Here is an 18,953-nt window from a genome sequence, read left to right as displayed (position 1 = left end):
TCAGGCTTTCATGGATTGATTCAACTGGAATTTGCCGCATGCGTATCATCCCCGTTCTCGACCTGAAAGGCGGGCAAGTCGTCCGCGCCGAACAGGGCAGGCGGGACCGCTACAGGCCGATCGTCACACCGCTCAGCACCAGTGCCGATGTGGTGGCTGTGGCCGAGGGTTTGCGGGGTTTGCATCCGTTTTCGACCTTCTACATCGCCGATCTAGACGCCATCGAAGGCCGCGCACCGAATGAGGATGCGCTGTCCCGGCTGAGAGGAATATCGCCGCCGCCCGAACTGTGGGTAGACGCCGGGCTCGCAGATGAGAAGGCGTTCGCCAGCGCTCTCGGCACGCCGTCGCTTTCTCCTGTGCTAGGATCGGAGTCGCAGGCCGATGACACGTTGCTTAAGCGCTTTTTGAGCCATCCCGATCTCATATTATCGCTCGATTTTTTCGCTGACGGGTTTCGCGGGCCCAAAGCCTTGCTCGAGAATCCGGACATCTGGCCACAAAGGGTGATCGTCATGACACTGGCCAAGGTCGGTTCTGCCGCCGGTCCCGATTTCGCTCGGCTCACAGAGATCAAGGCGAAGGCTGGAAACCGTATGGTGATTGCCGCCGGTGGCGTGCGCAATGAGGCGGATTTGCTTGAACTGTCCTCGCTCTGTATCGCCGCCGCTTTGGTCGCGACGTCGCTTCACGACGGCACGCTGACGCCGGCCCAGCTCGAAGCGCTGGCTGACAAATCGTCCTGACTTCAGCCCAAACAAACTTCATCCCGCAGGCTTGCAGGCTGGTCGCATAAGCAGTCATCCGAAGGATCGAAACAATCCTTCGGATGGGAGATCAAAATCCCAAGAGCTTTTTCAGCCGGCGCAACAGACCATCCGGCTCTGCAGAGGGTTTTACCTGTGCGGGGCTGTCTCTTGTCTAAGCGCCGAACGGATGCTTGACCTTGTCCCGCTGGGCAGTGGCTTCGGCGGCTGTCGGCGTGCCTGCGATAGCGCGCTGAATGGCTTCCTTGGTTGCCTTGTAGTTGTATTCCTGGATCTTGGCGTCATCATTGGCTTCCCAATGGATGAACACGCCGACGCAGATGAAAATGTCATCGGCTTCGGCGGCGGGAATGATGCCTTCGGCAACGCTGTCCTGCACGGCCTTGGCGACGGCGAACTGCGCCGGGCCGAACATCTGCACTGCCTGCTTGGCGCCCTTGATCGTGACCTTGTTGAACATCACGGTGTTGGGCTTGCACTGAAGATTGGGCGCGATCACCGCGAGAAGCGAGGTGAAGCCGTCCTTGTTGTTGGTGAGCGCGTTGCAGAACGCGGTCTCGACCGCACTCCCTCTCGGGCCGATCAGAAGATCGATGTGGGCAACTTCGTTGCCGTCTCCGACAAGCGATTCACCGACCATAACTTTAGAAATTTTTGCCATGCCAATTTCTCCTCCAAGACACAATTATGGTGTCCACAGATGCCGCGACCGAGCGGGCGCTCGATGGACAGCTATCCTTGTTGGCAGCGCCCGGGGAAATCCGGACCGGTTGGCTAGATAGCCGCGAAAGCGTTGCTTCCGCGAAGGAAATTCAACCATCAACGTTTCGATTATGCAAGGCGAAGCCGGAGATTGTGGACTAAAAGACAAGCTACCGTCAGATCGGCCGACGTGCCGGGGTTGATGCCGCGCTGCTTGAGGCGTCCATCGAATGCGGCGAGGATGCGAATACGGTCCTCCCGGTCGCCATTGCGGCCGATTGTGGCGCGCACGATGGCAGCTTCCTGACGTACTTCCTCGGCGATTTCCGCGCCATGTTTTCGCAGCACGTGGCTATCCGGAAAAGTGCTCAGGAACTCCATGTAAGCAAACACGGTCGGCCACATGGCGCTTTCGCCGCGGGCCGTTGCGGCTTCCAGCGCCGGCAACCCTCTTTCGAAAATATCCTGGTAACTCGTTACATATTGCCGGGCGATGCTGTCGCGCGCCGAGGCCTCGCGCATGGCTTCAAGCAGATGCACGGTCGGTTTTTCGCGGACATCGTGCTGCGACGACGATCCGAGCCCGCCGGGGGAGGCGAGTACGATCGCCTCGAACACTGCGGCGGTGTCTTCCAGATCCATGGCCCGCAGGGCTTCGTCGAGATTGCTGCGCAGATCGCCAGTGTTCGTTTCGGCTGCAAGCATGAGAGGCGCGCACAGCAGGATGATGCCGAGATTGGTGTTGGTGCCGACCGCGTTGCGCGTGGCTCGCACCGCCTCGAAGATGCGTGTTCCGAGCGATAGCTTCGGGTCGGTGAGCGGCTCGGACGAGACGTTCGCGCTGGTCAGGAATTGACCAACAGTCATGTCATGACCCTCGGCGAAGACGTGGACGTTGCCGGGCTTGAAAGCTTCGATTTCCTGCCGGCAGGCATCTTCATAGGCTGTACGAATGTCGCTGTGGGTAAGCATCGGCTTACGACTTCGCGACGGCCATCGGGAATGGCTCTACCAGCCGGAGCGGCGGACGCGTCTGAGCACGCGTGTCGAGGAAGGCGAGCAGTTCTCCCGCGATTGCCTCCGCGATGTTGACGGCCACGACCGACTGCAAGCCCGACCAGGCCGGCATGCTGTTGACTTCGAGCACGAAGAGATTTCCGTCCGAAGCTGGCACGATATCGACACCGGCAAAGTCAGCGCTGACTGCGACAGCCGCGGCAAGCGCCAGTTTTGCGAGTTCAGTCTCGATCCTGCCTGAGATCGCTTCGGGTGCCGCACCGCGATTGACGTTGGTGATCCAGTCATCGCCGCGCCGCGCCATCATCGCCAGTACCTTGCCGGCGCAGACGAAGACACGGTAATCGCGAAACGGTGGGCCGGCTCGCGGCACGTAATGCTGGAGATAATAGACGCCGTGGATCTCCTCCTCGGTGGGAAGGTCCAACAGTTCGCGTATCAGCCTTATGCCCCGGCCCTGTGCCCCGAACAGCGGCTTGAGCACCAGCGGTGTCTGGGGCAATTCACGCGCCGCGATCGCGGTTGCGGCTTCCAGTCCCTCAATGGCGAAGGTCGTTGGTGTCGGAACGCCGGCGTTCTTCAGCAAGAAGGTTGTCATCGATTTGTCGACGCAACGCTCTATCGCCTGCGCCGAATTCCAGACGGGAACGCCAAGCTTGCCGAGCGCGTGCAATATGCCGAGGCGGCGTGTGATCGCCTCGAAAGACCCGGCCGAAATCGAGCGGACGATGACAGCATCGGGCAACGTGCCCGCGTCGAAGCCGGGAATATCGAGGCCACTGCGGCTCGTCGTGTCGAAAGCGATGGCGGACAGCGAGGCCGTGGTCACGTCAAAGCCTCTTTCACGCAAGGCAGAGAGGAGCCGTTTCGATTGCGGCCCGGCATTGTCGTTGACGACGAGTATTCTGGCCTTCACGCGATGATTCCCTTGCCGGCGCCAAGTGGTTGTTTCGACGCGTGATCTTCGTTGCCGCAGTCTGCAACTTTTCGCGCCGGCTTTCGACAGGGCATCATGCGTCAGCCAAGGCTTTTTTCCAGCATTCCGAGATCGCGGCCGCCGGTTCGGAACGTGTCGCCTGTCTCGATCGCCGTCACCAGTACCTGCGCCGGGCTGAACAGCAGCGGGTCGATGGCATAAAAATCGCCTTTGAAATGCTTGAAGATGTCGGCGAAGGGACGGCCATGGTCCCGCGAAGCGCTGCTCGGCAGTTTCTCGGCAAGTGCTTGCGCATCCTTCGCCGTTCCGCGCACGAAAAGCTGCGCTACGCCACCATATATTATCGCGTCGTTGGTGCGGCCCATCGCCGTGAGAAAATCCGGATGGGGCGCCGGAATGGGAGCGGTGGCGATCCCGTCGACGATATTGTCGAGCGGGAATTTGAGATCGTTGGCCTTGTGCAAGGCAACCTCAAGCACGCGGCTGACGATCTGCACGGCACCGGCAATGCTCTGGGTCGGCGCGTAGATGAATGTCAGTTTTTCGGGGGCGAGGCTTGTTGCCTTCGCCACTTTTTCGACCACCGCTTCGGGTGGCGGTTTTGCTGTTTCCAAAATGATCACTGAAGCATTGGCCGTCTCACGATAGCTTAGCGTGGAGAACAACGGCTCGACCCGTGCCAGCGCGCGAACGGGGCCGGAACCCATGGCGAAATAGTCGCCGTTGGAAAGATTCCAGCCGGCATACTGGCTGGCGAGGCAGGCCAGGACGGGTTGCGAGGAGCGGACTTCGACATGGAGCGGCCAACTGTCCGAACCCTGGTCCAGATTGGTGGCGATGACACCGAGCCCGCCCATGGCAGCCTCGGCCATGCGTAGACCTGCTTCGACACTGCCTTGCGCCTTCGCGCCGGCGTCGATCAGGCATTCGCCGAGCGGGCCTTTCGAAACGGAAACACGCAAGCGTTCAGCATCGCGGATTATGTCCTGAACGATGCGTTGCGCATTGTCATTGAGATATGCGGAACCGTCCTTCATGACGGGTCTCCTGCCCATTGGCGTTGCAATTCCCGCACGCGGCGGTTCAGGGCATGTTGGGCGACATGTGCGCTGGGGCCGTTTGCGAAGATGGTGCAGACCGGATCGCCGGCATCGAGGCGGGACCCGGCTGACTGGCGGTCCGCCACCCATTCGGGCCACGCCATCTGCGGAAAACTTGGGATCGGTTTCTCGGCATAGGCGATCATCGACGCCATGCAATCGGAAAAGCCAGGCAGGCGATGGGATTCGCCGCGCGAGGCGCGCAGATGAGCTTCCATCAGCGGTGCCTCATCGGTGTCGAAGATGTCCAGCGTGGCGCCCGGGCGCGGATTGATTTCGAGCAGGTGATAGCCGTTCTCGTTGCGAATGAAATCGGCGCTGCACAGGCCGACAAGGCCGGCTCGAGCGGTGAGGGCATTCAGCCAGCTGCCAATCATTGCCGCATCCTTCCGGTCGAAGCGGCGCAGCCGCACCGCGCCGCCGTAGCGGTAGGGAGCGCTGGCGGTTGGTGACAGAAACTGGCGGCTGAAGCCGACGATACGCGCGGAGCTTCCGTCGCCGACAAACAGCGCCGAGATGCTCTTGCCTGGAATGAAGCGCTGGAAATAGCGGCCGGCTTTCGTCGCATCGCCAGTGGCCCGGTGAATATGCGTTCCACCGGCGGCGCCTGCGGTCTTGACCAGCCAATTCTCGGGATCGGCCGGTGGCTCGCGCCGCAATTCCGGGTGCGGAATGCCGAGTGCGGCGCAATCGGCGGCGAAAGTCTCAGGGTCTTTTACCCGGCGAACAGCATCGCCGCTGTTGCCGGCAAGCGGGAAATTCCTGGCGATCCTGTCGAGCGTGCCGGGCAGGCGCTCGAAGCCCGAGCCGCAAACGATGGCGAGGGGCTCTTCGCCTTCCGTGAGTTCCGTGAGCGTATCGATCATGCGCGTGCCGTCGATGCCGCTGTGCAGGTTGCCCGGCAGCCTGATCGCGCGGTCCGCCAGTTCCATCGTGTCGGCATCGCAGAACATGTCGGCGACCAGCGCGCGATAGCCGGCGCGCCGTGCTGCCGTTGCAAGCGCACGGCCGGAAATTGCCGCGATGACCACGGCCTTGGAGTTATTTTGCGATCTCGCGGGCAAGGGAAAATGCGTCCTGAAAATCGAATGTGACCGGCTTCTTGGCATCGATCATCTTCTGAAACAAACCGAACTCGGTCTTGTATTTGACATTGCCGATGGCGAGCGCGCCGATGCCGAGTGCGCTCGCGCCATCGATCGGATCGCTGTTGGCGTTGACGGCAAGGCCTTCGATGCCGGCTGGCGGCACGGCGTTGACATCGGCTGCCAGCAACAGCTTTGCGGCCCCGTTCAACTGTGACTTCGAGAGAACCTGAACACCGGCCTTGGCGGCGGCGAGCACGACCTCGCTGGCTTCCAGGATCGCCGTCTTCCTGGCTTCGGACGAGCCGTCTTCGGCATGGACCTCGACGCCGAACCGGCTCTTGATTTCCGCCGCGATCTTGCCGACACGCTCCAGCCCGTCATGACCGACCACCGTGACGTGCGCACCTTCCTTGGCAGCGATGACGGCGGTGCAGAAACCGACGACACCGGTGGCGCCGAAAACAGATATGCGCGTGTCCTTCAGCTTGCGGTCAAACTTCTTGTCCAGCGCCTTCTCGACCTTGGCGACCATGGCGGCTGCCGTGGTGAAGGAACCGGCCGGGTCTGCGAACACCGAAACCACGAAGGGCGGCACCATGGCCTGCTTTGCCGCGTCGAACATGTCGAGTGCCAGCGAGACATCCTTGCCGGCAATGAAGATGCCGGTATTGGCACCCGCATCCGGCGGGCGCGAGAAGATGGCGTCCTGAACGAGGCCGGTGACTTCGGCGAGCGTGACGCCGGTGTAGGGCACCACCGCGTCGAAGCCGGCATCCACCGCCATGTTGACGTCGAAGGGGCTCATCTGCCGGAGCGGCGTGAGCATGTGCAGAATGTGTTTGGTGGCCATGTGTGGTCTTTCCGACGTTTCGGGTGGTGCCCTTCGACGTCTCAGCTTCCAACGAGGTCGAGTTCTGACGGCGCGATCTCCGCGCCCGAATTGCGGCCGCGCACAATCTTTATCTCCATGCCGGTTTCGGCTGTTCCGGCAGCGGCACGGACCATCGCTTCGGCGGCGTCCTGCGAGGGGGCAAAGGCAAAACCCGTCGGCCCCCACGAACTCTGCCCGATGCCAACGGCGCCGGCTTCCGCCAGCCTGTTCGCGACGACTTCCACCCTTTTGCTGGTAAAAACCCCGCCTTGGGCCGGCGCGAAATAAGCGCCGATGGTGGATTGGATCGCGGTTATGGCGGTGCCGAAGGCTGCGAGATTGTGCTCGATCATCGCCGGCATGACGCCCATCAGCACATGACGGCAGATCTCGCCGGCGCTTGTTGTGGGGAAGGGGGGCAGCGCGCGAAAGGCCTCGAGTTCTTCCGAACCGTGAATGCCGTTCTGGTGCGAATCGAGGATGAGCAGGACGCGCCAGTCTTCCGGGAAGGGCAGGCGGGCGATCACCGGCGGCTGCTTGCCGCTGTCATCCTTGCCGGCGTCGATGATCAGGCCGCCGCTTTCAAAGCTGGCGATGCCGATGCCGGAACGCTCGCCGCGGCCGAGAAGGATTGCGTCGGTTCCGGTTTCCAGCGGCAGCCGGTGCAGCGTGCGCAAGGCCGCTGCCACGGCGATGGCGATCTGGGTGCCGGAGCCGAGGCCGGCATGGCGCGGTATGGCCTGCTCGATCGAAAGCCGATGGTGCGAGCGTATGCCGAGATGCTTGGAGAGTGTCGCAAGATGCTCGGCGGCGCGAGCACTGTCCGGCCCCTCTACGACTGTCTCGGCGGCGCGCGAAAGCGTCAGCACCATTTCCGGCTCGCTCAGGGGCAGCCCAAGGCTGCCGAACCGCCGTACGGCTTCGCCACTCAGATCGAGGAATCCGAGATGCAGTCGCGCCGGCACCTTTATCGTTACGGAATTAGACATCTGCCCCCATGTGGGTGCATCATACATGCATCACAGAAGTTTAGGTGCCCGACATCATGATAACTGCTTTCATCGATGGAGCAAGCGGGGGAAGAGGATATCTCTGCTCTTTCCGTGCATGCAGAAGCAACGGCGTTCTGTGCAACAGGCGGAGACGGCAATGAGCGACGATGACACAAAAGCTGCGAAAGAACGGGTTTACTCCGAAGCCGAAGTTACCGAACGGCTGAAGAAAGACCTGCCGAACTGGCGCTACGAAAACGGCTGGATCAGGCGAAAGTACAAGACGCACAGCTGGAAATCGACGCTGATGGTGATCAACACGGTCGGCCATCTGGCCGAGGCGGCGTGGCATCATCCCGATATCGCCGCATCTTACGCCTTTGTCGAGGTGAAGCTGATGAACCATGCGGCAAAGGGCATCACCGACAAGGATTTCGAACTCGCCAGGAAGATCGAGGATGTCGTGCAGTGGCAGCCGGCCAAGGAAGGCGGGGCGCTGGAAGGCACGCCGGCCACCGACCAGCGCTTCGCTTACGTCAAATACGATTGACGGCGCGGCAAAACGTCCGCACCCGGTTGTCTCGAGTGGGGTTTGCGCTCGAATTATTTTTGGCTACAGTCTGATCGGCACCAGAAAGTAAAAGCATAGCATGGCGGTTGCGTGGATCGGCGACCGGGATGTGCCTGTAGCGCAGGCGGCAAAACATGCCGCCGGGCTTTTGGTGTCCAGTCTCAGCCCGGTTTTCAGTTTCGATACGGATGTGCATGGCACGCGCGCGGCGATCGCGCTCGCCGAGCGCGTCGGTGCGGCCTATGACCATATCGGCGGCGAGGCGCTGGCACGGGAGACAGCGCTGTTCACCGATAGAGGCGGTATGTTCATCGCACCCGGCGAGACGAGGCGGCGGGCCGATGTCGTCGTCATTGCAGGCAGTTTGCCTGCACATCACCATGAGTTCGTCGGGAAACTTGCAAGCACGATTCCCGATCTTGGCGGTGGTGCCTCGCGACAGTTTTTCCTGATCGGCGCCGAAACCAGGGCTGCGTATCTCAGCAAGGTTAAGCCGACACGGCTTGCCGTGACGGGTTCGGACGTCGGCGGCACGCTGGCGGCAGTTCGGGCACAATGCGCCGGGCGTGCGGTGGCCGAGCCGGTGTCGAATTTCGAGCGTTTCGCAAAGGCGCTGGCTGAGGCGAAGTTCCCCGTCTTCCTGTTCTGCGGCCAGTCGCTCGACCTGCCCGGACTGGAAATGCTGCAGGGGCTGATCGCCGATATCAACCGCAAATCACGCGCCTCGGCACTCCATTTGCCGGCGAGCGAAAGCGGCTGGGGCAGCACGCTCGCCTCGACCTGGATGACCGGCTTTCCGATGCGCACCGGTTTTGGGCGCGGGATGCCCGAGCTCGACTCGTGGCGCTTCGACGTTGCGCGGATGCTCGCGGCGGGCGAGGCCGACCTTCATTTATGGGTATCGGCGAAGACTTCAGTATCGGTCGCGAAAGGCGTTTCAACGATCGCGCTGACCAAGGGCAAAAAGCCTGTGGCCGGTGCGGCGGTCACTATTTCCATCGGCGAACCGGGCGTCGACCGCGATGCCGTCGCCTGGTCGAGCCGGATCGGCACGCTGGCCGCCGTCAAGGCGCAGGCCGCGACTGATCTGCCGGATGCTGCCTCGGTCCTGCGGCTGATTGCCGAACACCTGCCTGACGGAAAGGCGCTGCCATGCTGACGCGGATAAAGGGCGGCGAGATCGTCGATCCCGTCAACGGACGGCTCGGCAAGGGCGACCTGTGGATCGAAGATGAAGCGATTGTCGAGGCCCCAGCCGGCAGGCGTGCCGACCGGACCATCGATGCCACCGGCTGCGTCGTCATGGCTGGCGCCATCGACATCCACTCGCATATCGGCGGCGGCAATGTGAACACGGCGCGTTTGCTTCTGCCGGAGCACCACGCGGCGCACGCGCAGCGACCGGCGGAAACGCCGCTTTCCAATGCCGGGTGGTCGACCTTCCAGACAGGCTGCCTCTACGCCAAGATGGGTTTTACGACCGTCGTCGAGCCGGCCATGTCGCCCGGCAGCGCGCTGCACACGCATCTCGAGCTTGCCGATATCCCGATCATCGACAAGGCGACGCTGGCGATCCTCGGCAATGACGATTTCCTGCTGTCGATGATCCGCGACAAGGCTTCCTCGCAGATGATCGAGGACTATGTCGCCTGGACGGTCGGCTCGAGCCGGGCGCTGGGCGTCAAGGTCATCAATGCCGGGGCGGCGGCGGCCTTCAAGGAGAATGTGCGCACCTTCTCGCTGGACGATGTCGTGCCGTCCTACGGGGTCAGCTCGCGCAAGATCGTGAAAACGCTGCAGGCGGCGGTGACGACGCTTGGCATTCCGCACCCGCTGCATGTCCACTGCAACAACCTTGGTGCGCCGGGGGCCGCGGACACCGCTGCCGCAACGATTGCCGCCGCAGAGGGCGTGCCGCTGCATTTGGCGCATCTGCAATTCTATGGCTACGGAACCGAAGGCAAGCGCCGCTTCTCCTCGGAAGGCGCGCGGCTTGCCGAATTGGTCAATTCGACGCCGGAGGTGACCATCGACATCGGCCAGGTGATGTTCGGCCAGACGGTGACGATCTCGTCGGACGTGATGCGGCAGTTCACCTCGCGGGGCACGGCCAGCCCGAAGAAGACGGTGATTTTCGATGGCGACGGCAATGGCGGCGGCATCGTGCCCTATCGCTATCGCGACGATTTCTACGGCTCGGTGCAATGGGCGATCGGGCTGGAGCTTTTTCTCCTGATCAACGATCCATGGCGGGTGTTCTTCACCACAGACCATCCCAATGGCGCGCCATTCACGGCCTATCCCGATCTCTTTGCGCTGCTGATGAGCCGCGATGCCCGTAATGCGGCGGCAGCAAACCTTTCGCAAAAGGCGCTGGCGCTTTCGACGCTCGGCTCGATCGACCGCGAATACACCTTCGAGGAAATCGCGATCATGACGCGGGCAGCACCCGCGAAGCTGCTCGGCTTGAAGGATCGCGGCCATCTCGGCGCCGGCGCGCTGGCCGACGTCGCGGTCTATCGCAAGGGCAAGGATATTGCGCAGATGTTCCGCGAGGCAGCCTTCGTGATCAAGAACGGCGACGTGGTGGTCGAAGATGGCGCGATCAAGAACTATCGCTGGGGCAGGGCGCTGCGGCTCAACCCGCCGCCGGACAAGGCGATGGTGCGGCGGCTGGAGGCATACTATCAGGAGCGCTACGGCCTGTCGCTCGACTGGTTCGATTTTCCCGATTCCGCCATCCGGCGCGATGAACCATTCGGCGAGGTGTCATGCAACGCTTGATGGTCAACGGTGTGGCGATCGACGACACTTTCGCGGAAGCCTTCGGCATGCGCGCGACCGCCATCATCATCACAGGGCCAAACCGCAAATGGGCGCGGCAGGCGGCGATTTCGATGACCGGTTTTGCCACATCGGTTATCGGCTGCGGCTGCGAGGCGGCGATCGACGTCGAGCTTCCCGCCTCGCAGACGCCCGACGGCCGGCCCGGCTGCCGGGTGATGATCTTCGCCGTCAGCACCGACGAATTGCAGAAGCAGTTGCAGAACCGGCTCGGCCAATGCGTGCTGACCTCGCCGGGCAGCGCCTGCTTTGCCGACCTGAAGGGCACTGCCGATCTCAAGCTCGGCTCGGCGCTGCGCTATTTCGGCGATGGCTGGCAGGTGTCGAAGAAATTCGGCGGCAGGCATTACTGGCGCGTGCCGGTGATGGATGGCGAGTTCCTGTGCGAGGCGACGACCGGCCTGACCAAGGAAGCAGTCGGCGGCGGCAATCTGCTGCTGCTTGCCGAAAGCAATGCCCAGGCGCTGGCGGCTGCGGAAGCAGCGGTCGCGGCGATCGAGAAGGTGCCGGGTGCGATCATGCCGTTTCCCGGTGGCGTCGTGCGCTCCGGCTCCAAGGTCGGCGGCAAATACAAGGGCATGACGGCCTCGACCAACGACGCTTTCGCACCAACGCTGCGCGGCGTGGTGAAGAGCGAGCTCGGCCCTGACATCAACGCGGCGCTGGAGATCGTCATCGACGGGCAAACCAGCGATGCAGTGGCTGCCGCGATGAAGGCGGGACTGGGTGCGGTAACCAAGCTCGGGCCGGCCAAGGGTGCATCGCGCATCAGCGCCGGCAATTATGGCGGCAAGCTCGGCAAGTTCCACTATCATCTGAAGGATTTGCTGCCGTGAAAGCGCTGACCTTCACCCTTCGCGAAACGCCGCCGGAGCGGCTCGATCTCTCGCCGCTGACACCGGAAAAGCTCGCCAGTGTCGACAAGCGAGAGATCGGCAAGATCCGGCTCGGCATGTCGAAGCGCGGTTTGACTGTGAGCGATCTGTTCAAGGTTTCAGGCAGCGATTTGAAGACCATCGTTTTCGAGGGTGGCAGCGAGCGGTTCGATCGTGTCGGAACCGGGCTTGTCGATGGCACGATCCGCGTGGTCGGTGATGTCGGTGCGCAGGCGGGTCGCCAGATGCGCGCTGGCCTCATTACCATCGAAGGCAATGCCGGTCCTCACGCGGGCTCATGCATGCGCGGCGGGCGCCTTGAAATTATGGGCAATGCCGGCGATCATCTCGGCGGGCCGCTGGCTGGCGAACTCGCCGGCATGAATGGCGGCGTGATGATCGTGCGTGGACGTGCGGGTGCTTTTGCCGGCGACCGGATGCGGCGCGGCGTTGCGGCGGTGCTGAAGGGATGCGGCGAGTATGCCGGGGGGCGGATGATCGCCGGGACGCTGGTGGTGACTGGCGGCGTCGGGCGATTGCCCGGCTATCTCATGCGGCGCGGCTCGATCCTGCTTGATCGCGCGCCGCAGGAGTTGTCGCCGAGTTTCGTCGAATGCGGCGCGCCGGACAGCAGTTTTGCGGCGGTGATGGATCGCTATCTGGTGGCTGATGGCATTCTGAAGCGGCCGCTGCTCGGTAAGGCGCCGGGTAAGTTCGGCGGGGATAATGCTGTGTTTGGTACGGGCGAGATTTTGTTTCGGCGGTAGAGCACTGACCTCAGACCAGAGATACCCCCGAATTTCTAATGCTCATGCTCACAAAGATCATGGTTCGCCAGCGCCTGAATGACATAGCAATCCTTGACCTGATCGCCATGGCAATGGGTCGTGATGCGCTCAAGTTCACTTTCGAGCCGCTTCAGCTTCTCGATCTTCTCGCGCACCGCCAGCAATTGCTCGGCGGCGATGCGGTCGGCCTCGGCGCAGGGCTGTTCGGGATGGGCGCTTAGCTCGATCAGCTCGCGGATCGCCTCGATGGTCAGGCCGAGGTCGCGGGCGTGGCGGATGAAGGACAGCCGGTCTCGTTCCTCGCGCGTATAACGACGCTGGTTGCCTTCGGAGCGCTCGGCCGCCGCGATCAAGCCCATCTGCTCATAGTAGCGGATGGTCGGAATTTTCACGCCGGTCCTGCGCGACAGGTCGCCGATGGTCAGCATTTTTGACTCCCTGAATAGCTCTAGTCTCTGGAGATGTGGGGCCTTTCTCGGCGTAGGTCAAGCTTCAAGGAGCGATCGCAGGTCGAGGATGAAAAATGTTAGAAAACGGCAAAAAGGCTCTTGTAGCTCTAGTTGCTATAGATGTTACGCCGCTTCTGAATGAACAGGAGCCGAACCATGTCTGCCCGGAAAACTACTCACTCTCACGCCGCTGAACCCGCGTCCTGCTGCGGTCATGACCATTCCGGGCATGCGAAAATCATCGAGCATTCGCACAAGCACGATGACCATGGGCATTCCCATAGCCATGACCACGCGCATGATCATAGCCACGATCATGGTCCGTTGCCGGAGGCGCCCACGGCGGCGCAGAAAGCATCCGGGCGCAGTTTCCGCGTCTTCGGCATGGACTGCGCAGAGGAAGTCGCGACGCTGAAGACGGCGGTCGGGCCGGTTGTCGGTGGCGACAGGCACCTTGCCTTCGACGTACTCAACGGCCGCATGACGATCCTCGACAGCGCCGGTTCGGTGCGTGATGCCGCTATCGTCTCGGCGGTCGCGGCGACTGGTCTGAAGGCTGAGCCGTGGCAGGAGGGCGCGCCGCCGGCCAAGGATGCGCGGCTCGGCGAACAGAAGCTTTTCACCGCGCTCAGCGGCATCTTTCTCCTTGCCGGTTTTGCCGTGCATGTCGTGACTTCGCCGGGGCAGTCGTTCCTGGAAATCATGGGTTTTCATCATCCCGCCGGTGCGCCGCTGGCCGAGCAGGCGGCGCTGCTGCTGTCGGTCATCACCGGCGCGCGTTTCGTCGCCATCAAGGCGTGGTATTCGCTGAAGCGCCTCTCGCCGGACATGAATCTTTTGATGATGGTCGCGGTTGCCGGCGCGCTGATCATCGGCGAGTGGTTCGAGGCGGCAACCGTTGCCTTCCTGTTTGCGCTGTCGCTGCTGCTCGAAAGCTGGAGCGTCGGGCGAGCACGCAACGCCGTCTCGACCTTGCTTGATCTGGCGCCGCCGGTGGTGCGGGTCAAGGACGCCAATGGCGAGCGCGAAATGAAAGCGGCCGAGGTTGCCGTCGGCAGCCGCTTCATCGTGCGCGGCGGTGACCGCATCGCGCTCGACGGGCGCATCGTGTCGGGTGCCAGCGCCGTCAATCAGGCGCCGATTACCGGCGAGAGCATCCCGGTTTCGAAAGAGATCGGCGACGAGGTGTTCGCCGGCACCATCAATGGCGATGGCCTGCTCGAAGTCGAATCCGCCAAGGCGGCGACCGACACGACGCTGGCGCGCATCATCCGCATGGTGTCGGACGCCCACAGCCGCCGTGCCGCCGTGGAGCAATGGGTCGAGCGTTTCGCGCGGGTTTACACGCCGGCGGTGATGGTTCTGGCGCTGCTGGTGTTCGTGGTGCCGCCACTGCTGTTCGGCGGGACATGGGAAGCCTGGTTCTACAATGCGCTGGTGCTGCTGGTCATTGCCTGCCCCTGCGCGCTGGTCATCTCGACGCCGGTTTCCATCGTCGCTGCTTTGGCTTCCGCCGCGCGCAACGGCGTGCTCATCAAGGGCGGCACTTTCATCGAACTGCCGGCCAAGCTCACCGCACTCGCCATGGACAAGACCGGCACGCTGACCAAGGGCGAGCCGCAGGTGACGCGCGTCATTCCGCTTTCCGGCCATTCCGAGGAAGAACTGCTGCAAAGGGCAGGAGCGCTGGAAGCCAGAAGTTCTCATCCGCTGGCGCAGGCTGTCACGCAGTATCTCGCCTCGAAGAAGGTCAAGGCGGTGGCGGCCGAGGACGTGAAGCTGCTTCCCGGCAAGGGCGTGCAAGGCTCGTTCAACGGCAAGACCTATTGGCTGGGTTCCTGGCGCTATGTGGTGGAGCGCGGTCAGGCGGACGATGCGGTGGCGGCGCAAATTGCCGAGCTGGAAAATGCGGGGGCGACAACGGTCATCATCGGCAATGACGAGCATCTTTGCGGCATCATCGCGCTCGCCGACACGATCCGGCCCGAGGCGAAAGCAATACTCTCGGCGCTTCATGCGGAGGGCGTGAAAGAAGTCGTCATGCTGACCGGCGACAACCGTGCTGCCGCCAATGCCGTGGCGCAGGCTGTCGGCATCGACACGGTGCGAGCCGAACTGCTGCCTGAGCAGAAGGTCGAGGCCATCGACGCGCTGACCAAGCGGCATGCGATGGTCGCGATGATCGGCGACGGCGTCAACGATGCGCCGGCGATGGCGCGGGCGCATTTCGGCATCGCCATGGGCGCGATCGGCAGCGATGCCGCGATTGAGACGGCTGATATCGCGCTGATGACGGACGATCTCTCCAAGGTGCCGTGGCTGATCCGACACTCCAGGCGGGCGATGTCGATCATCCGCCAGAACATTGTCTTCGCGCTTGGCGTCAAGGCGCTGTTCGTGGCCTTGACGGCACTTGGCATCGCCACGATGTGGGGCGCGATCGCTGCCGATGTCGGCGCCTCGCTGCTGGTCGTCGGCAACGCGCTGCGCCTGCTCAACGCAGGAGACAAGCGGATGCAGGGCTGACTGCGGTCAACTCTTCGTTAATCATGCTGACCAACAATAGCAGCGATGATATGAACCGCCATGCCCGCAGTTCTGCCACACAATTATGGCAGGTCGAGGCTGGGTGACGGGTTTCCTTGGACGGATCGGGTTGGATTTGCTGCGTAGATTTGCGATTCTTTTTGCGATGGTGACACTCTCGGCAGTCCTTTCGGGCTGCGTGTCGAGCGTGCTCGACGTCGACAAGAGGGCGATCCAGCCGATACCGGCCAAGCTGATGGGGCAGATGAATGCCAAGCAGATGAAGCCGTCTGATCCGATCGTGGTGCGCATCTTCAAGCAGGAAAGCGAGCTGGAGATCTGGAAGCGCAATCGCAGCGGCCGCTACGCATTGCTCAAGACCTATCCGATGTGCCGCTGGTCCGGTAAGCTCGGGCCGAAGGTCCGCAACGGCGACCGCCAGGCGCCGGAAGGGTTTTACACCGTTTCGGCATCGATGCTGAACCCGCAGTCGCAATATTACCTGTCGTTCAACCTTGGTTTCCCCAACCGGCTTGAAAGCGCGCTTGGCTATACCGGCGAGGCGCTGATGGTGCATGGCGCCTGCTCGTCTTCCGGCTGCTATGCCATGACCGACGATGGCGTCGCCGAAATCTACGCGGTCGCCCGCGAGGCGCTGAAGGGTGGGCAGACGACCTTCCAGGTCCAGGCCTTCCCGTTCCGCATGACGGCGCAGAACATGGCCAAATACCGCAACGATCCGAACATCGAGTTCTGGAAGAACCTCAAGGAAGGCTACGACATTTTCGAAGTGTCGCGCCGCCAGCCGACGATTTCCGCCTGCGGGCGCCGCTATGTCTTCGACGCGCAGTTCGAAGGCGGCGAGCCTGCCGATCCGCTGGCTGCCTGCCCGCCGATGACGACGATGGAAGAGCCGGCTCTGCTCGCCAAGCGTGACGCGGAGATGCGCGCCATGGAGACGGCGATGACCAGCAGCACACCCGTCGCCGTTCATGCCTATTCGGATGGCGGCATGCATCCGAGCTTCCGGGCCATCCTGCAGCGCAACGGCGCCAAGGAGCTTGCCAAAAAGACGTCGCGCACGCTGGTGCCGATCAGCCGTCCCGATGCAGCACTTGCCGATCCGCACAATCCCGGGGAGTGACCGCGAGGCAGCCAAGCCGCTGATTTGACTGCCATTCACGTCTTTTTGATCGAGCGCTAACCAGTCCGACAGGGTTTTCACCGATAGTGCGCGGCATGGGTAACATGCTGCTGCGATGCGTTATGGGTTTCGTCGTGGCGCTGGTCATGACGATGCATGCCGGCGCGGCAGATGGCGTCGCAAACATCGCTGCGCCCGCTTTCGGCAAGCCGACGCCGTGTTCCCAGAAGCTGGACGCGAAGGCCTTTCTTTCTGACGACCAGCCCGATGGCGATGTGCAGGACGAGCGGGCCCCACGAAAGGCGTTGTGCAAGATCGACATGACGCCGATCATGGCAGATGCGCTGCTACATGGCGTCATCTCGCCGACTCGCTGGATGGGCTGGCGCGGCGATCCGCAGCCCGTGACCGGTGTTTGGCCGGTTTCCGAGAAGCCACCCAACCTTCGAAGCCTTTGAAACGATAGCTCAATTCATGTTTCAGGTCTTCAAAGGGTAAGACAATGTTCAATCGTCGTGTTTTCATGCTCGGCCTCGCCGCCAGCGCGGTGGTGCCCGGTGTTGCCGAGGCTGCCAAGCCGAAAAAACAATTCGCAATCGATCCCAAATTCATGCCGCAGCTGGTCGATTTTCCGGGCGGCTATCCGATCGGCACCGTCGTGGTCGATCCACGCAACAGGTTCCTCTATCTGGTCGAGGGGTTCGGTGTGGCGCGCCGCTACGGTGTCGGGGTCGGACGGGCGGGGCTGGCGTGGTCGGGCAAGGCCGAAATTGCCCGGAAGGCGAAATGGCCGAGCTGGACGCCGACCGCCAACATGATCAAGCGCCAGCCTGACAAATACGCCAAGTATTCCAACGGTGTCCCCGGCGGGCCCGGCAATCCGCTCGGTGCGCGGGCGCTGTATCTCTATCGAAACGGCCGTGACACCTATTACCGCATTCATGGCACGACGGAGCCCTGGACGATCGGGACGGCTGTTTCAAACGGCTGCATTCGGCTCGTCAACGACCACGTTGCCGACCTCTATGAGCGGGTGCCGGTTGGCGCGGCTGTCGTGGTTCTCTGACAAGAACCGGAAGCCCAAAACACCAACGGCTCCCCATGCGATTGCACGGGGAGCCGTTTTTTTATCCGTTTGCGGCTGGATTAGCCGGCGTTGCAGAAGTGCTCCTGGCCGTCATAGCCGACATAGGTGCCCGACCGTGCGTCGAAGGTGCGGTAGCGGCCCTCGCAGTAGCGGTACCAGGCTGGCGACCACGGCTCCAGCGGAGCTGCGTATTCCTGAACGTAAACCCGGCGCGGACGCTCGCGATAGACGCGGCGCGGCTCGACATAGGTGTAGTCCGGTTCGCCGTAGCTGTAGTCCGGCTCATAATAGCGGTCGCGCGGCGGGGGCGGCGGTGTATTCAGCGCGCCGACGGCCAATGCGCCGACCGCCAGACCGAGAACGCCGGCGGCGATAGCGTCGCCACCGCCGCCATGGTGCCGATGATGACGCCAGCGATCGTCTGCATTTGCCGCCGAAAAGGCCGTCAGCGTGGTTGCGACCACAGCGGTGCCAAGGATGGCGGTCTTGAGAAAGCGATTCATTTTGGTCTCCTTCACGCGAGCCCGATTTTAAGGGGCGGGCCAAGCGTTGAGACGAGAAATAGGGCACCGCACCTGAATGCAGGCTGAACGGCTTTTATGTCTTAGTTAAGGATTTGCCAGTTTCGGTGAATCTGGCAGCGGATGCGCCATGTCAGGCAAATACGGGCCGCTTTGCCATATTGTCCCGGCCGCGTGGCCAGGACATTCGAACCTGGTAGAGCCGCCGTGCGGGCAATGCCGTCGGCGTCAGGCGCCTGCGAGGGCCGGAAGCCCGGGGCAGGCTGACGGGCCTCAGCCGACCGTCAGATTGACCGCCTTGGGACCTTTGCCGCGTTTGTCCGGCTCGGTGTCGAATGAAACCTTCTGCCCATCCTCGAGACCGGGAAGGCCGGAGGCCTGTACCGCCGAGATGTGGACGAAGACATCCTTCGCGCCATCGTCCGGCGTGATGAAGCCGAAGCCTTTGGCATGGTTGAAGAATTTGACTGTGCCGGTCTGCGGCATGGGAAACTCCTTATTATCCCCTCATAGTCCAGTTCAGCCGGGACGAATCCCATGCTGTCGGACGCTTACGGGAGGAGAAGAAACAGTTTATCGCGCCGGGGCTCTGCCGAGGCCCTCTCGTTTCGCGATCCAGCCGGGAGAACCTTGCAGCAACCCCCCGGTGCAGGCCATTCCAGTCTCCGGGCCGG

20 protein-coding genes are annotated in these 18,953 nt (G+C 62.5%); 10 read left to right on the top strand and 10 right to left on the bottom strand.

Annotation, left to right across the window (positions count from 1 at the left end; genetic code table 11):
* The first annotated feature begins 38 nt into the window (after window positions 1–38).
* Window positions 39–746, top strand: coding sequence for a HisA/HisF-related TIM barrel protein (locus G6N74_RS09430; protein ID WP_165116587.1), 708 nt, complete (start codon window positions 39–41; stop codon window positions 744–746).
* Between the two features lie 175 nt (window positions 747–921).
* Here the strand turns inward: G6N74_RS09430 and fae are convergent, their stop codons facing one another.
* The 7 genes from fae to G6N74_RS09395 all read right to left on the bottom strand — a co-directional run bounded on the left by fae (window position 922) and on the right by G6N74_RS09395 (window position 7,471).
* A complete protein-coding gene (fae, locus tag G6N74_RS09425) occupies window positions 922–1,428 on the bottom strand; it encodes a formaldehyde-activating enzyme (RefSeq protein WP_165116585.1) in 507 nt (168 codons plus the stop codon).
* Window positions 1,429–1,598: 170 nt separating this feature from the next.
* A complete protein-coding gene (locus G6N74_RS09420) occupies window positions 1,599–2,441 on the bottom strand; it encodes a triphosphoribosyl-dephospho-CoA synthase (protein WP_165116583.1) in 843 nt (280 codons plus the stop codon).
* A 4-nt stretch (window positions 2,442–2,445) separates the two neighbouring features.
* Complete coding sequence (locus tag G6N74_RS09415) at window positions 2,446–3,402, bottom strand: ATP-grasp domain-containing protein (RefSeq protein ID WP_165116581.1); 957 nt, start codon at window positions 3,400–3,402, stop codon at window positions 2,446–2,448.
* A 101-nt stretch (window positions 3,403–3,503) separates the two neighbouring features.
* Complete coding sequence (gene mch, locus G6N74_RS09410) at window positions 3,504–4,460, bottom strand: methenyltetrahydromethanopterin cyclohydrolase (protein ID WP_165116579.1); 957 nt, start codon at window positions 4,458–4,460, stop codon at window positions 3,504–3,506.
* Window positions 4,457–5,587: an ATP-grasp domain-containing protein gene (locus tag G6N74_RS09405; protein ID WP_246245686.1), complete on the bottom strand. Its 1,131-nt coding sequence runs from the start codon at window positions 5,585–5,587 to the stop codon at window positions 4,457–4,459. The genes mch and G6N74_RS09405 overlap by 4 nt, the downstream gene beginning before the upstream one ends.
* Window positions 5,565–6,461 carry an NAD(P)-dependent methylenetetrahydromethanopterin dehydrogenase gene (locus tag G6N74_RS09400; RefSeq protein WP_165116575.1) on the bottom strand — a complete coding sequence of 299 codons (897 nt, stop codon included), beginning with the start codon at window positions 6,459–6,461 and terminating at the stop codon, window positions 5,565–5,567. The genes G6N74_RS09405 and G6N74_RS09400 overlap by 23 nt, the downstream gene beginning before the upstream one ends.
* Before the next feature lie 41 nt (window positions 6,462–6,502).
* Window positions 6,503–7,471, bottom strand: coding sequence for a beta-ribofuranosylaminobenzene 5'-phosphate synthase family protein (locus tag G6N74_RS09395; protein ID WP_165116573.1), 969 nt, complete (start codon window positions 7,469–7,471; stop codon window positions 6,503–6,505).
* A 160-nt stretch (window positions 7,472–7,631) separates the two neighbouring features.
* Here G6N74_RS09395 and G6N74_RS09390 point away from each other — a divergent pair, with 160 nt between their 5' ends.
* The 5 genes from G6N74_RS09390 (at window position 7,632) to G6N74_RS09370 (ending at window position 12,531) form a co-directional block, all read left to right on the top strand.
* Window positions 7,632–8,024, top strand: a complete 393-nt coding sequence (locus G6N74_RS09390) for a 4a-hydroxytetrahydrobiopterin dehydratase (RefSeq protein ID WP_165116571.1) — start codon at window positions 7,632–7,634, stop codon at window positions 8,022–8,024.
* 100 nt (window positions 8,025–8,124) lie between these two features.
* The gene (locus G6N74_RS09385) at window positions 8,125–9,204 is read left to right on the top strand and encodes a molybdopterin-binding domain-containing protein (protein WP_165116569.1); all 1,080 of its coding nucleotides are present in this window, start codon (window positions 8,125–8,127) and stop codon (window positions 9,202–9,204) included.
* A complete protein-coding gene (locus tag G6N74_RS09380) occupies window positions 9,198–10,829 on the top strand; it encodes a formylmethanofuran dehydrogenase subunit A (protein WP_165116567.1) in 1,632 nt (543 codons plus the stop codon). The genes G6N74_RS09385 and G6N74_RS09380 overlap by 7 nt, the downstream gene beginning before the upstream one ends.
* On the top strand, window positions 10,817–11,725 hold the full coding sequence (gene fhcD, locus G6N74_RS09375; RefSeq protein WP_165116565.1) for a formylmethanofuran--tetrahydromethanopterin N-formyltransferase: 909 nt from the start codon (window positions 10,817–10,819) through the stop codon (window positions 11,723–11,725). Before G6N74_RS09380 ends, fhcD begins: the two co-directional genes overlap by 13 nt.
* Window positions 11,722–12,531, top strand: a complete 810-nt coding sequence (locus tag G6N74_RS09370; RefSeq protein ID WP_165116563.1) for a formylmethanofuran dehydrogenase subunit C — start codon at window positions 11,722–11,724, stop codon at window positions 12,529–12,531. Before fhcD ends, G6N74_RS09370 begins: the two co-directional genes overlap by 4 nt.
* A 35-nt stretch (window positions 12,532–12,566) precedes the next feature.
* Here the strand turns inward: G6N74_RS09370 and G6N74_RS09365 are convergent, their stop codons facing one another.
* Window positions 12,567–12,980: a MerR family transcriptional regulator gene (locus tag G6N74_RS09365; RefSeq protein WP_165116561.1), complete on the bottom strand. Its 414-nt coding sequence runs from the start codon at window positions 12,978–12,980 to the stop codon at window positions 12,567–12,569.
* 345 nt (window positions 12,981–13,325) lie between these two features.
* Here G6N74_RS09365 and G6N74_RS09360 point away from each other — a divergent pair, with 345 nt between their 5' ends.
* The 4 genes from G6N74_RS09360 to G6N74_RS09345 all read left to right on the top strand — a co-directional run bounded on the left by G6N74_RS09360 (window position 13,326) and on the right by G6N74_RS09345 (window position 17,737).
* A complete protein-coding gene (locus G6N74_RS09360; protein ID WP_246245703.1) occupies window positions 13,326–15,527 on the top strand; it encodes a heavy metal translocating P-type ATPase in 2,202 nt (733 codons plus the stop codon).
* A 166-nt stretch (window positions 15,528–15,693) separates the two neighbouring features.
* Complete coding sequence (locus G6N74_RS09355; RefSeq protein ID WP_165116837.1) at window positions 15,694–16,671, top strand: L,D-transpeptidase family protein; 978 nt, start codon at window positions 15,694–15,696, stop codon at window positions 16,669–16,671.
* A gap of 95 nt (window positions 16,672–16,766) precedes the next feature.
* Window positions 16,767–17,129: a hypothetical protein gene (locus G6N74_RS09350; protein WP_165116557.1), complete on the top strand. Its 363-nt coding sequence runs from the start codon at window positions 16,767–16,769 to the stop codon at window positions 17,127–17,129.
* 44 nt (window positions 17,130–17,173) lie between these two features.
* Window positions 17,174–17,737, top strand: a complete 564-nt coding sequence (locus tag G6N74_RS09345; protein ID WP_376767691.1) for a L,D-transpeptidase — start codon at window positions 17,174–17,176, stop codon at window positions 17,735–17,737.
* A gap of 80 nt (window positions 17,738–17,817) precedes the next feature.
* On the opposite strand, the gene G6N74_RS09340 is transcribed toward G6N74_RS09345, so the two are convergent.
* Window positions 17,818–18,261 carry a BA14K family protein gene (locus G6N74_RS09340; RefSeq protein ID WP_165116555.1) on the bottom strand — a complete coding sequence of 148 codons (444 nt, stop codon included), beginning with the start codon at window positions 18,259–18,261 and terminating at the stop codon, window positions 17,818–17,820.
* Between the two features lie 291 nt (window positions 18,262–18,552).
* A complete protein-coding gene (locus G6N74_RS09335) occupies window positions 18,553–18,765 on the bottom strand; it encodes a cold-shock protein (protein WP_018428999.1) in 213 nt (70 codons plus the stop codon).
* Window positions 18,766–18,953: the final 188 nt, after the last annotated feature.

The sequence above is a fragment of the Mesorhizobium zhangyense genome (assembly GCF_011045115.1).
In the GTDB taxonomy this organism is placed as follows: domain Bacteria; phylum Pseudomonadota; class Alphaproteobacteria; order Rhizobiales; family Rhizobiaceae; genus Mesorhizobium_M; species Mesorhizobium_M zhangyense.
This window is presented reverse-complemented; position numbering and strand designations above follow the sequence as displayed.